This window comes from Achromobacter xylosoxidans, assembly GCF_001457475.1.
GTDB lineage: Bacteria > Pseudomonadota > Gammaproteobacteria > Burkholderiales > Burkholderiaceae_B > Achromobacter > Achromobacter xylosoxidans.
Genome location: NZ_LN831029.1, coordinates 814551 through 827285, shown reverse-complemented (window position 1 = coordinate 827285; position 12735 = coordinate 814551). Strand labels below are relative to the sequence as shown.

Annotated in this window: 12 protein-coding genes; 5 read left to right on the top strand and 7 right to left on the bottom strand. The window is 66.3% G+C overall.

Features of this window, described 5'->3' with window-relative positions:
- The first annotated feature begins 108 nt into the window (after positions 1-108).
- Both AT699_RS03850 and AT699_RS03845 read left to right on the top strand, forming a co-directional pair.
- Positions 109-1713: a gamma-glutamyltransferase family protein gene (locus tag AT699_RS03850; RefSeq protein WP_006388753.1), complete on the top strand. Its 1605-nt coding sequence runs from the start codon at positions 109-111 to the stop codon at positions 1711-1713.
- 52 nt (positions 1714-1765) lie between these two features.
- On the top strand, positions 1766-2671 hold the full coding sequence (locus tag AT699_RS03845; RefSeq protein ID WP_006388752.1) for an NAD(P)-dependent oxidoreductase: 906 nt from the start codon (positions 1766-1768) through the stop codon (positions 2669-2671).
- Positions 2672-2723: 52 nt separating this feature from the next.
- Here the strand turns inward: AT699_RS03845 and AT699_RS03840 are convergent, their stop codons facing one another.
- Positions 2724-3356: an FMN-dependent NADH-azoreductase gene (locus AT699_RS03840; protein ID WP_024067743.1), complete on the bottom strand. Its 633-nt coding sequence runs from the start codon at positions 3354-3356 to the stop codon at positions 2724-2726.
- Between the two features lie 124 nt (positions 3357-3480).
- Between AT699_RS03840 and AT699_RS03835 the strand changes: the two genes are divergently transcribed.
- A complete protein-coding gene (locus AT699_RS03835) occupies positions 3481-4422 on the top strand; it encodes a LysR family transcriptional regulator (protein WP_006388750.1) in 942 nt (313 codons plus the stop codon).
- On the opposite strand, the gene AT699_RS03830 is transcribed toward AT699_RS03835, so the two are convergent.
- From AT699_RS03830 to AT699_RS03805, 6 genes are all read right to left on the bottom strand, one after another.
- A complete protein-coding gene (locus tag AT699_RS03830; RefSeq protein ID WP_006388749.1) occupies positions 4416-5345 on the bottom strand; it encodes a 2-hydroxyacid dehydrogenase in 930 nt (309 codons plus the stop codon). The genes AT699_RS03835 and AT699_RS03830 overlap by 7 nt on opposite strands.
- A gap of 111 nt (positions 5346-5456) precedes the next feature.
- A complete protein-coding gene (locus AT699_RS03825; protein ID WP_024067742.1) occupies positions 5457-6980 on the bottom strand; it encodes a tripartite tricarboxylate transporter permease in 1524 nt (507 codons plus the stop codon).
- 6 nt (positions 6981-6986) lie between these two features.
- On the bottom strand, positions 6987-7466 hold the full coding sequence (locus AT699_RS03820; RefSeq protein WP_006388747.1) for a tripartite tricarboxylate transporter TctB family protein: 480 nt from the start codon (positions 7464-7466) through the stop codon (positions 6987-6989).
- 212 nt (positions 7467-7678) lie between these two features.
- Positions 7679-9211 (bottom strand): sensor histidine kinase, encoded by a 1533-nt coding sequence (locus AT699_RS03815; RefSeq protein ID WP_026382455.1) that lies wholly within the window; start codon positions 9209-9211, stop codon positions 7679-7681.
- Positions 9212-9218: 7 nt separating this feature from the next.
- Entirely contained in the window at positions 9219-9905 is a 687-nt protein-coding gene (locus AT699_RS03810) for a response regulator (RefSeq protein ID WP_020925157.1), read from the bottom strand.
- On the bottom strand, positions 9886-10458 hold the full coding sequence (locus tag AT699_RS03805) for an RNA pyrophosphohydrolase (RefSeq protein WP_006217428.1): 573 nt from the start codon (positions 10456-10458) through the stop codon (positions 9886-9888). Before AT699_RS03805 ends, AT699_RS03810 begins: the two co-directional genes overlap by 20 nt.
- A gap of 65 nt (positions 10459-10523) precedes the next feature.
- On the opposite strand from AT699_RS03805, the gene AT699_RS03800 reads away from it, so the two are divergent.
- Both AT699_RS03800 and ybgC read left to right on the top strand, forming a co-directional pair.
- Complete coding sequence (locus AT699_RS03800) at positions 10524-12254, top strand: proline--tRNA ligase (RefSeq protein WP_006388744.1); 1731 nt, start codon at positions 10524-10526, stop codon at positions 12252-12254.
- Positions 12255-12311: 57 nt separating this feature from the next.
- The gene (gene ybgC / locus AT699_RS03795) at positions 12312-12734 is read left to right on the top strand and encodes a tol-pal system-associated acyl-CoA thioesterase (RefSeq protein ID WP_006388743.1); all 423 of its coding nucleotides are present in this window, start codon (positions 12312-12314) and stop codon (positions 12732-12734) included.
- Position 12735 lies beyond the last annotated feature (1 nt).

Below are 12735 nucleotides of genomic sequence, written 5' to 3'. Positions count from 1 at the left end.
CGGCGCGAGCCAGCATACGAAACAAAGCACTACAACCCAATACAAGGTGTGCGCGCAAACACCGGCATCTACGTTAAGCTACGGGTTTACCCCACGCGATGATTCGACATGAATTTCGACTGGAACAACCCCTATCCCACGACGCGCACGCCGGTCTTCGCCCGCAATATCGTCGCCACCTCGCAGCCATTGGCGGCGCAGGCGGGGCTACGCGTATTGGCCAGCGGCGGCAACGCGGTGGACGCGGCCATCGCCGCGGCGGCGACGCTGACGCTGACCGAGCCGGTCAGCAACGGCCTGGGATCGGATTGCTTCGCCATCGTCTGGGACGGCTCGAAACTGCACGGCCTGAACGCATCGGGTCCCGCGCCCATGGCCTGGAACCCGGATTATTTCCGCCGCAGGCATCAGGGCGCGATACCGACCCGAGGCTGGGACAGCGTCACGGTGCCGGGCTGCGTCGCGGGCTGGGCGGCGCTGCATGAAAAACTGGGCCGGCTGTCGTTCGCCGACGTCCTCGCGCCCGCCATCGATTACGCCGAGCGCGGCTTCGCCGTCAGTCCGATGGTGCATCGGAAATGGGCGGCGCAGGCCGACGTGCTGCAACCGCAGCCTGGCTTTTCGGAACACTTCCTGCCGCGTGGACGGGCTCCGCTGATCGGCGAGCACTTCATCCTGAAAGGCGCCGCGGCAACGCTCAAGCGCATCGCCGCAAGCGGCGGCCGTGATTTCTACGAGGGCGAAACCGCCCACAAGCTGGTGGCCCACGCACAGGCCCATGAGGCCGCCATGACGCTGGCCGACCTGCGCGATTTCGCGCCGGAATGGGTGACGCCGATCAGCCAGTCGTACCGCGGCCACACCCTGCACCAGATTCCGCCGAACGGCCAGGGCATCGCCGCCCTGATCGCGCTGGGCATCCTGCAGAACTTCGACCTGGCCGCACGGCCCATCGACCATCCCGACACGCAGCACCTGCTGCTCGAGGCCATGAAGCTGGCCTTTGCCGACGTCTATGCCCACGTCGCCGACGCCCGCCACATGCGCCTGGCGCCCGAGCAGATGCTGCGCGCCGACTACCTGGCCGAACGCGCCCGGCTGATCGATCCCAACGTCGCCCAGGCATTCGCCTGCGGCCACGCCCCGCAGGGCGGCACGGTCTACCTGACCGCGGCCGACCGCAGCGGCATGATGGTCAGCTTCATCCAATCGAACTACATGGGCTTCGGTTCGGGCGTGGTGGTGCCGGGCACCGGCGTCAGCCTGCAGAACCGCGGCCACTGCTTCAGCAACCAGGCCGATCATCCCAATGCGGTGGCCGGCGGCAAGCGCCCGTTCCACACCATCATTCCCGGTTTCCTGATGCGCGACGGCGCGCCGGTGATGAGCTTTGGCGTGATGGGCGGCAACATGCAACCGCAGGGCCAGGTGCAGACGCTGGTGCGCATGCTCGACTACGGCCAGCAACCCCAGGCGGCCTGCGACGCCCCGCGCTGGAAGTGGAACCAGGGGCTGGCGGTCGACGTGGAGACCTCGATGCCCGCCGCCGTGGCGCAGGGCCTGCGCGCGCGCGGCCACGTGCTTGAAGGCATCGACGACCCGTACATGGATTTCGGCTCCGGCCAGTTCATCTGGCGCCTGGGCGATCCCGCCGTCGACGGCTACGTCAGCGCCAGCGACAGCCGTCGCGATGGACTCGCCGCCGGCTATTGATTGCGTTAAGGTTACTGCCTCAGGTTTTCCTTTCCACAGCGGAGTCCCCTGCATGGCATCGATCGGTACCAAGAGCTACGACGCGGTCGTGGCCCAGAAAGTCGCATTCCTCGGCCTGGGCGTGATGGGCCTGCCCATGGCCGGCCACCTGGCCCGCGCCGGGCACGACGTCACCGTCTACAACCGCACGTCTTCCAAGGCCCAGGCCTGGGCCGCTGAATTCGGCGGCCGCAGCGCCATGACGCCGCGCGAGGCGGTCGCGGGCGCGCAGATCGTGTTCGCCTGCGTCGGCAACGACGATGACCTGCGCAGCGTCACCCTGGGACCCGACGGCGCCTTCGCCGGCATGGCCCCGGGCGCGGTGTTCGTCGACCACACCACCGCCTCGGCGGACGTGGCGCGCGAACTTTACGCGCAAGCCAAGGATCTTGGCCTGAACTTCATCGACGCCCCCGTGTCAGGCGGCCAGGCCGGCGCGGTCAACGGCGTTCTCACCATCATGTGCGGCGGAGAACAGGCCGTGTTCGACGCCATCAAGCCGGTGGCTCAGGCCTTTGGCCGCGCCGTGACGCGCGTGGGTCCGCCCGGAGCCGGCCAACTGGCCAAGATGGTCAACCAGATCTGTATCGCCGGCATCGTGCAGGGCCTGTCCGAGGCCGTGGCGTTCGGCCAGGCCGCCGACCTGGACATGAAGCTGGTGCTGGACGTGATCAGCAAGGGCGCGGCGCAGAGCTGGCAGATGGAAAACCGCGGCGGCACCATGGTCGACGACAAGTTCGACTTCGGCTTCGCGGTGGACTGGATGCGCAAGGATCTCGGCCTGGTGCTGGCCGAGGCCCGCCACAATGGCGCGCGCCTGCCGCTGACGGCGCTGGTGGACCAGTTCTACGGCGACGTGCAGAAAATGGGCGGCGGCCGCTGGGATACTTCCAGCCTGATCAAGCGCCTGCGGGATTGAACGCCCGCCGACATGAAAAAAGCGGACCAGCCGGGTCCGCTTTTTCGTGGCGTTAGGCGGCCTGCCGCGAGACTTGCGACGGCGCCAGGTCGAGCGCGTCGATGCGCTGGCGTGCCAGCGCCACGCCTTCGAGCGCCGCGACTTCGCCCATCGCCATGCCTTCGGCGGCGATGAACGTGACTTCATCCATGCCCAGGAAGCCCAGCATCTGCCGCAGGTACGGCGTCATGGTATCGGCGGGCGTGCCTTCCGCCTTGCCGCCGCGCGCGGTCAGCACGAACACCTGCTTACCCTTCACCAGGCCCTCGGCCACGCCTTCCGGCGTATAACGGAACGTGACGCCGGCACGGGCCACGTGGTCCAGGTAGCTCTTGAATTGGGCGGGCAGGTTGAAGTTGTAGACCGGCACCGCGAACACGATGCGATCGGCCTGCAGCAGTTCCGCAACCAGCGCGTCGCTGCGTTCGACGATGCGTTGCTGCTCCAGCGTACGCGCATCGGCGGGCGTGAACAGGGCGCCGGCGGTCGCGCCGTCGAAGTACGGCAAGGGCTCGGCGCCGATGTCGCGGATGGTGATGACGGCAGCGGGATTGGCCTGCTTGATGCGGGCCACCATGTGATCGGCCAGTTCCTTGCTGTGCGAGCGGTTGCCGAGAATCGAGGAAAGGATGACGAGGGTCTTCATGACGTGATCTCCAGTGCGGACCGCGAAGGGCGCGGGTCCTGAATGCATGGCGTCACTGTAGACCGCTTAATTGATCACATAAACCCGGGTATGATGAACTATTCGTTCCAGGTATAGAACAATCATGCAAGATCTAAACGACCTCTACTATTTTTCCCAAGTCGTCGAACAAGGCGGTTTCAGCGCGGCGGCGCGAGCCCTGGACATTCCCAAATCACGCCTGTCGCGCCGCATCTCGCACCTGGAGGAAAGCCTGGGCGTGCGGCTCCTGCAACGCACCACCCGCCGCCTGCGCCTGACGGCCGCCGGCGAACGCTATCTGCATTACTGCCGTGAAATGGCCGCCTCGGCGCGCGCGGCCGACGACGCCATGCGCCAGTTGCAGTCAGAACCCACCGGCCCGGTGGTGGTCAGCTGCCCGGTCTCTATCGCGCAGGACGTGCTGGCGCCGCTATTGCCGGAATTCCTGGACGCCTGGCCGGCCATTTCGGTGCAGTTGCTGGTGACCAATCGCCGCGTGGACCTGATCCGCGAAGGGGTGGACCTGGCACTGCGGGTGCGCACCAAGCTCGATACCGACGCGGAACTGGTGGTGCGGCACCTGGGCACGGCGCGCGGCACGCTGGTGGCCAGCCCGGGCTACCTGCAGCGCCACGGCGCGCCCGACACGCCCCAGGACCTGGCCTCGCACACCACCCTGAGCTTCAGCGATCCGCAGAACGAGGTGCGCTGGCCGCTGCGCAACGACAAGGGCGAAGAGGTGCACATCGAACTCAAGCCGCAGCTCTCGTGCAACGACTTCATCGTGCTGGTGGAAGCCGCCGTGCGCGGCCGCGGCATCGCGTTGCTGCCCTCGATCGCGACCCAGGAAGAACTGCGCCGCGGCCAACTGGTGCCGGTGCTGCCGCAATGGCAATCGCCCGAAGGCATCGTGCACTGCATCTATCCGTCGCGGCGCGGCATGATGCCGGCGGTGCGCACGCTGCTGGATTTCCTGTCGCAGCGCCTGCCCCCCACCTATCAGCGGCTGGAGAAGCAAGGCGCCACGGCGCCCGCCGCTCAGTAGCCGCGCTCGCGCTCGACCACGCCGGTGATGGGTTCGCCGCGCATCAGCCGGGCGACCTTGCCGGCGATCTGCTCGATGCTTTCGTCGCGCAGCGTGCGGGCGGCGATGTGCGGCGTGACATGCACGCGCGGATCGCGCCAGAACGGATGATCCTTGGGCAACGGTTCGGTGTGGAACACGTCGAGCGTGGCGCCGGCGATTTCGCCCTCTTCCAGCATCTGCACCAGGTCTTCCTCGACCAGGTGTTCACCACGGCCGACGTTGACCAGGTGCGCCTCGGGCAGCAGTTGGCCGAGCGTGTCGCGGTTGAGGATGCCACGGGTGTCGGGCGTGAGCGGCAGCACGTTCACCAGGAAGCGGGTGCGCGCCAGGAAGGCCGGCAAGGCGTCCTGCCCGGAGAAGGACTCCACGCCGGGAATCTCGCGCGGCGTGCGCGACCAGCCCGCCACCGGATAACCGAACTCGGCCAGCGTCTGCGCCACGCGCGCGCCGACCTGGCCCAGGCCCAGAACGCCCACCGGCCAATCGGCCTGGCGCGTGCCTTCGCGGGTATCCCAGTGCTGGCGCGCCTGCGATTCGTCGAAGGCCTGGAAATCGCGCGACACGCGCAGCAGCGCGTAAAGCGCGTACTCGGCCATCTGCACCGACATGCCGGCGTCCTCCAGCCGCACGATGCGCACATGCGGCGGAATCTCCTTCATCTTGAGCAAAGCGTCCACGCCCGCTCCCAGGTTGAACAGCGTCTCGATGCCGGTCTCGTGCTGGAACAGCTCGACCGGCGGCTTCCATACCAGGGCGACCTCGGCGCCGGATGGCGGGCCGTCGGGATTCCAGACGGAAATGCGACAGCCGGGCATGGCGGCTTGCAGGCGCGGGACCCAGACGTCGGGGTCGTGCAGGGGGCAGGCGAAGAGGATATGCATGGCGTAGATCCGGACGGGCTCGGGAAATCGCAAGCATGGGGGAAGACGGCGCACAAATCAAACGGCCCGGCGTGAAGGCCGGGCCGTTTGCGCTGCGGACAATGCCGGGTGTCAGGCCGCTTGCGGCACCTGCGGCTTGTTCTTGCCGCGGCTGCGGCGCGCGAAGGCCCACAACTGCAGCAGGATCAGCAAGGCGCTGGCGGCAATGAACCAGGCGCTGATCGGGCGTTGCACGAACACCGCCAGGTCACCGCGCGACAACAGCAAGGCGCGGCGGAAGTTCTCTTCGACCATGGGGCCCAGCACAAAGCCGAGCAGGATGGGCGCGACCGAGAATTCCAGCGTCATGAGGATGGCGCCGATCACACCGAAGGCCAGCACTTCCCAGATCTGGAAGAGGCTGTTCTGGGTACTGAACACGCCCACCGCGATGAAGAACAGCGCCGACGGGAACAGGTAGCGGTATGGCACCTGCAGCAGCTTGACCCAGACGCCGATCAGCGGCACATTGAGCACCATCAGCAGCACGTTGCCGACCCAGAAGCTGGCGATCAGGCCCCAGAAGATGTCCGGATGCTCGGTGATCAGCTGCGGGCCGGGCTGGATGCCCTGGATCAGCAGCGCGCCCAGGATCAGCGCCATCACCGCGTCGCCGGGGATGCCCAGGCTCATCGTGGGGATGAAGTCGACCTGCGTCTTGGAGTGCGACGAGGCTTCGGGCGAGGCCACGCCCGCGATCATGCCGGTGCCGAACTGCTCGGGCGTCTTGGAGATCTTGCGTTCCAGCGCGTAGGCCACGAAGGTGGTGATGGTGGGACCGGTGCCGGGCATGGCGCCAAACAGCGTGCCCACCGCGGTGCCGCGCACCATCGGCCAGAAGGCCGTCTTCATTTCCTGCTTGCTGGGGCGCATGTCGCGCAGGCGCAGCTTGGCGCCGCTGCCGATGATGGTCATGCGGTTGACGCTCATCAGGAAGTCGGCAACGCCGAACAGGCCCATCGAGATCGCCACCAGTTCCAGGCCATCGGACAGGTCCAGCAGGCCGAACGAGAAGCGGATGGTGCCGGTGTTCACGTCGGTGCCGACCACGCCGCACATCAGGCCGAACAGCGTCATGGCCACGCCCTTGAGCGGCGAGCCGCGCGACATCGTGGCGCCGGCCAGCAGGCCCAGCAGCATGATCGAGAAGATCTCGGTCGGGCCGAACTTGAAGGCCACCTCGACCAGCAGCGGCGAGGCGAAGATCATGACGATGATGCCGACCGAGGCCGCGAAGAACGAGCAGATCATCGTGATGCCGAGCGCCGTCCCTCCCTTGCCCTGTTTGGTCAGTGGATACCCGTCAAGACACGTCACCGCGTGCGGCGGATGCGAAGGCAGGTTGAGCAGGATCGCGCCGATGGCGCCGCCGTACTGCGAGCCGTAGAAGATGCCGGCCAGCATCAGGATGGCGGGCACCGGCTGCATCACGTAGGTCAGCGGCAGCAGGATCGAGATGGCCGACAGCGCGCCCATGCCGGGCAGCACGCCGATGAGGTTGCCCACCAGCACGCCGAAGAACGACCACATCAGGTTATGGAGCTGGAACGCGACGCCGAAGCCGTACCAGAGATCGGTCAAAGCTTGAGAAATCATGGCGTATCAACCCCAGCGAAACAGCGGCAGCTGCAGTTGCAGCGCCCACCAGAAAACCACCACCGCGATCACGGACATGCCGATCGACAGCACGAATGCCTGCTTGACCGTGTTCTTGCGGTCGCCCAGGGCGGAGATGAACACGATGGCGAACGTGGCGGGCAGCAGGCCGCCGTAGTGGCCCAACAGCAGGAACGCCAGCGTCCCGAGCAGGATGCAGACGCTGCCGCGCAGGTCCGGCAGGCCGTGCGCGTGGCCATCGCCCGGCGCGGGCGGCGTGGATTCGCCGGAGCGCGCCGAGATCGCGATCAGGATCCCCGTCAGCGCCAGCAGGCCGCCCAGTGCCGCGGGGAAGAACCCCGGCCCCATGTGACTGAGCGTTCCGATGTGATAGTCCGTACCACCGTAGATCGCCCCCAACCCGACAAGGACCATCAGCGCGCCGCCGTAGTAGTCCTTTCTATTAATTGTTTTTTGCACTTCCATCCTCCTGGAGCAGGGCCGTGCGGGCCCTCGGGATGGCGCCAAGAGCGTGCGCCATCCGGCTCTTTACAACAAGCCGGCTGGCAGATTACGGAAGGAAGCTGCTAATCCGCTTTCTATGCGCTGTCGCGATCCTGAATCCGGGGGTTATCCCTGATGGAGAAAGATGCGTCGCGCCACGCGGCTCGGGGCGATGGAATGAAAGCTTGGCGGAATTATTGTTCGCCGGTGAACTCGACGTCGGCGGGACGCGGATACTGCGAGACGGTTGTCGCCAACGGCAGCCACAGCACGGAGGCCAGGCCGACCCCGCCCTGCGCGTTGGGCTCGCCGTCGCGCAATTCGATGTCGCCATCGTTGCGGCGGGCATAGGCCCGGGCGATGGCCAGTCCCAGGCCCGAGCCGGAGGATGCCACCGGTTTGTCGGTCCCGACACGCTCGAAGCGGGCGAAGGCGCGGGCCCGCAGGAGCGGCTGCAGGCCGGGGCCGTTGTCGGACACGGCCACCTCGGCGCGGTTTTCGACCCGGCTGACCGATACCGTGATGCGCGCCCCGACGGGCGCGTAATGGATGGCGTTGTGGACCAGGTTGGACAAGGCCTCATGCAATTCGGCTTCGCTGCCGGACACGGGCGCGCCGATTTCCTGGCCCTGCGCGTTGACGGCCTGCACCCAGCCCAGATCCTGTTGCTTTTCGTGCGCCAGCGGCAGGTACTGCAACACCACCTCGCGCGAGACGGCGTTCATGTCGAGCAGTTGGCGCGGCAACTGGTCCGCCTGGTTGGCATGCGCCAGCGACAGCAATTGCTCGGTCAGGCGGCGGGTGCGGCCCAGTTGGTCGACGATGGCGCGCAAGCCTTCCTGGGCCCGCGCCGGATCGCGTTCGCGCAAGGCGTATTGCGCCTGCGTCAGCATGATGGCCAACGGCGTGCGCAATTGGTGCGAGGCGTCGGCCAGGAAATGCGACTGCTCTTCCAGCACGCGGCGGTAACGGGCGATGTGGTGATTGACGGCGTCGACCAGCGGCGCAACTTCGCTGGGCACGCGAGAGGCATCGAGCGGGGTCAGGTCGTCGGGCCTGCGGTTGCGGATGTCGGCGCGCAGGCGGCGCAGCGGTTTCAAGGCCCAGGACACCCCCCACCAGACCAGCAGCACCACGAGCGCCAGCATGCGCGCGTCGCGCAGGATTTCCTGGCGCCGGGCGCTGTTCTCGGCCTCGATGCGCTTGCCCGTGCTTTCGGCCACCAGCACCAACACCTGGCGATGCACGCCCTGGTAATACAGGTCGCGCACCAGCGATACCACCCGCACCGGGTCGTTGCGGTAGACCCCGTCGTAGAACACCGGCGGCCCGTTGGAGCGCGGCCAGCTTGGCGGGCGCGGCAGTTCGGGCATGCCCAGCAGCGTCTTGCCCTGCTCCAGAGGCACCGGCGCGCCGTCCGGCAAGGGCGGATCGATCTGTTCGATGCGGAAATACTTGCGCAGCCCGGCGCGCGATTCCAGCATGACCTGGGCGTACAGTGGCGTCGCCACCTGGAGCGAGCCGTCGGGCGTGAATTCCAGGCTGCTTTCGAGGACCCGGGCAGGCTCGACCAGCGCGCTGTCGTAGGCCTCGTTGGTGATCTCGGACAGGGTGCGGTAGTCGTTCAGGCTGTCGATGACCAGCAGCGCCACCACGCCGGGCAGCAACAGGATGATCAGCAGCGCGCGGATGCCGACCCGCGGCAACCCAGGGATCCGGAGGCTCACGAGGGCGTCAGGAGTCGGCGGCTTCGCTGGCGACGCTTTCCAGCATGTAGCCGAGCCCGCGCACCGTGACGATGCGCACGTCGCTGCCGGCCAGCTTCTTGCGCAGGCGGTGCAGCACCACCTCGATGGCGTCCGGATTGGCCTCGCTGTCGTGGGTGAAGACCTTGCCGAACAGTTGCGACTTGTCCACCGGGTAGCCGCTGCGCGTCAGCAGCGCCGCCAGGGCGGCATGCTCGCGCGGGGTCAGGAACAGCAGGGAGCCGTCGAGCGTGAAGGCGCGGCTTTCACTGTCGTACGACAGCGATCCGCACTGCAGGCGCGGATGCTGGCGGCCGCGGCTGCGGCGCACCAGTGCGGTCAGGCGGGCTTCCAGTTCTTCCAGGGCGAACGGCTTGGTCAGGAAATCGTCAGCGCCCAGGTTCAGGCCGCGGACCCGGTCCTGCAGGGCGCCCTGGGCGGTCAGCAGCAGCACCGGGGTGCGGTCATCGCGGTTGCGCATCTCACGCAGCACCACCAGGCCGTGCTTGTCGGGCAGGCGCAGGTCCATGACGATGGCGTCGTACTCGGTGCCCGCCATGAAGGCCTCGGCCGTGCGGGCGTCGGCCGCGTGGTCCGGCACGAAGCCACTTTGCGCGAGCGCGCGCATCAGCCAGGACGCCATGTCCCGTTCATCTTCAACCAACAATATGCGCATGACCGTCCGTTCCTTCGGGCAAGTTCTCCGCCGCCCGCTGCCCATGCACGCGCTGACGCAGGTAGCGGGTTTCGTGATGACGCCGAAAGAGGATTGCCGACAACTCGTTCAACGCCTGGGTATAGACGTCCCGCTTGAACTCGATCACGGCATCCAGCGGCACCCAGTACTGGCTCCAGCGCCAGGCGTCGAATTCCGGATGCTGCGTCGCGCGCAGGCATACGTCGCTGTCACGTCCCACCAGGCGCAACAAGAACCAAATCTGCTTTTGTCCTTTATAGTGGCCACGCCACTCACGCCGGACGAAGTGATCGGGCACGTTATAACGTAACCAATCGCGTGTACGCCCCAAAATACGGACATGCTCGGGCTTCAGGCCCACCTCTTCATGGAGCTCGCGATACATGGCCTGCACCGGGCTTTCGCCGTACTTGATGCCGCCCTGCGGGAACTGCCAGGCATGTTCCCTGATACGCTTGCCCCAAAAGACCTCGTTTCTGCTATTGACGAGAATGATGCCGACATTGGGGCGGTAGCCTTCGCGGTCAAGCATGGGCCACCCCCACCGAATTCAATACAATTACAGTCGATTATACGTATCTGCTGCCACCTTTAAACATGCGCGCATCCAACTACCATATCAACACCCTGAAAGAAGCCCCTTCCGAAGCCGAAGTCGCCAGCCACCAGCTGATGACCCGGGCCGGCATGATCCGCAAGCTCGCGGGCGGGATCTACACCTACATGCCGCTGGGCCTGAAGATCATCCGCAAGGTCGAGGCCATTGTCCGCGAGGAAATGAACGCCTCGGGCGCGATCGAACTGCTGATGCCGGTAGTCCAGCCGGCCGAACTCTGGATGGAATCGGGCCGCTGGGAGCAGTACGGCGCCGAGCTGCTGCGCATCAAGGACCGGCACCAGCGCGATTTCGTGCTGCAGCCGACCTCGGAAGAGGTGATCACCGACATCGCCCGCAACGAGATCCACAGCTATCGCCAGCTGCCGCTGAATTTCTATCACATCCAGACCAAGTTCCGGGACGAGCGCCGCCCCCGCTTCGGCCTGATGCGCGGCCGTGAATTCACCATGAAGGACGCCTACTCCTTCGACCGCGACGAAGCCGGCGCCCAGAAGAGCTACGACAACATGTACGCCGCGTACATGCGCATCTTTGGCCGCCTGGGCCTGGAGTTCCGCGCCGTCGCGGCCGACACCGGCTCCATCGGCGGCACCCGCAGCCATGAATTCCAGGTGATCGCCGACACCGGCGAAGACCTGCTGGTCTACAACGCCGATTCCGACTACGCCGCCAACATCGAGCTGGCCGAGGCGCCCGGCCTGTACGCCGAGCGCGGCGCGCCCACCCAGCCCATGGCCGACGTGGCCACCCCGGGCGCCGCCAAGTGCGAAGACGTGGCCCGCCTGCTGGACCTGCCGCTGGAGCGCACGGTGAAGTCCATCGTCCTGGCCACCGATGGCGACAAGGGCAAGGTCGAGATCTGGCTGCTGCTGCTGCGCGGCGACCACGAACTGAACGAGATCAAGGCCAGCAAGCTGCCCGGCCTGGCCGGCTTCCGTTTCGCCACCGAAAGCGAAATCGTCGAGCATTTCGGCTGCAAGCCCGGCTACCTGGGCCCGGTGCGCACCGCGCGCCCGGTGCACGTCATCGCCGACCGCACCGTGGCCAACATGGCCGATTTCGTCTGCGGCGCCAACCGCGAAGACTTCCACATCCAGGGAGTGAACTGGGGCCGTGACCTGCCCGAACCCGAGCAGGTGGCCGACTTGCGCAACGTGGTCGCCGGCGACCCCTCGCCGGACGGCAAGGGCACGCTGTCGATCCAGCGCGGCATCGAGGTCGGACACGTTTTCTATCTGGGTAAAAAGTACTCCGAAGCCCTCAAGGCCACCTTCCTGGACGAAACCGGCAAGCCGGCCGTGCTGGAAATGGGCTGCTACGGCATCGGCATCACCCGTATCGTCGGCGCCGCCATCGAGCAGAACCACGACGACCGCGGCATCATCTGGCCGCGCGCCATCGCGCCGTTCGAAGTCGTCATCTGCCCGGTGGGCTGGGGCAAAAGCGAAACCGTGCGTAACACCTCCCTGAAGCTGTACGAATCGCTGCTGGCGCGCGGCGTGGACGTCATCCTGGACGACCGCGACGCCCGCCCCGGCGTCATGTTTGCCGAATGGGAATTGATCGGCGCGCCGCTCCGTGTAACAGTTGGAGAACGCGGATTGAACGACGGTGTGGTGGAATTGCAGGCCCGTCGGGAAACCGAAGCGGCCAAGATTCCGGTAGAGTCCGCGCTTGAAACCGTGCTGACGAAACTCGACACGCTGTAAACCTTAAAGTAACTACGGACTTTTCGCGTCCCGACCCGCATCATCGAATCTCCCATCGTGACCGATCCGAAGTCCACCGAATCCCTCCTGCAGGTCCGTGTCTACTACGAAGACACGGACGCGGGCGGGGTGGTTTTCTACGCCAACTATTTGAAATTCCTGGAGCGCGCCCGCACCGAATGGCTGCGCGACCTGGGAGTCAATCAATCCGACCTGGCCGTCGGCGAGCAGCGCCTGTTCGTTGTCCGCGCCCTGGACATGTCTTATCGCAAACCGGCCAAGCTGGACGATTTGCTTACGATACGCAGCCGGGTCACACGACTGGGCCGCGCTTCGATACACTTCGCGCAGCGCGCAGAACGGGACGGGGAACTGCTTGCCGAAGGCAATATCCAAGTCTGCTGCGTCGATGCCGTCAACATGCGGCCGGTGGAACTACCGGCCGACGTCCGCGCCAAACTGGAATCAATTCAGGAATAAC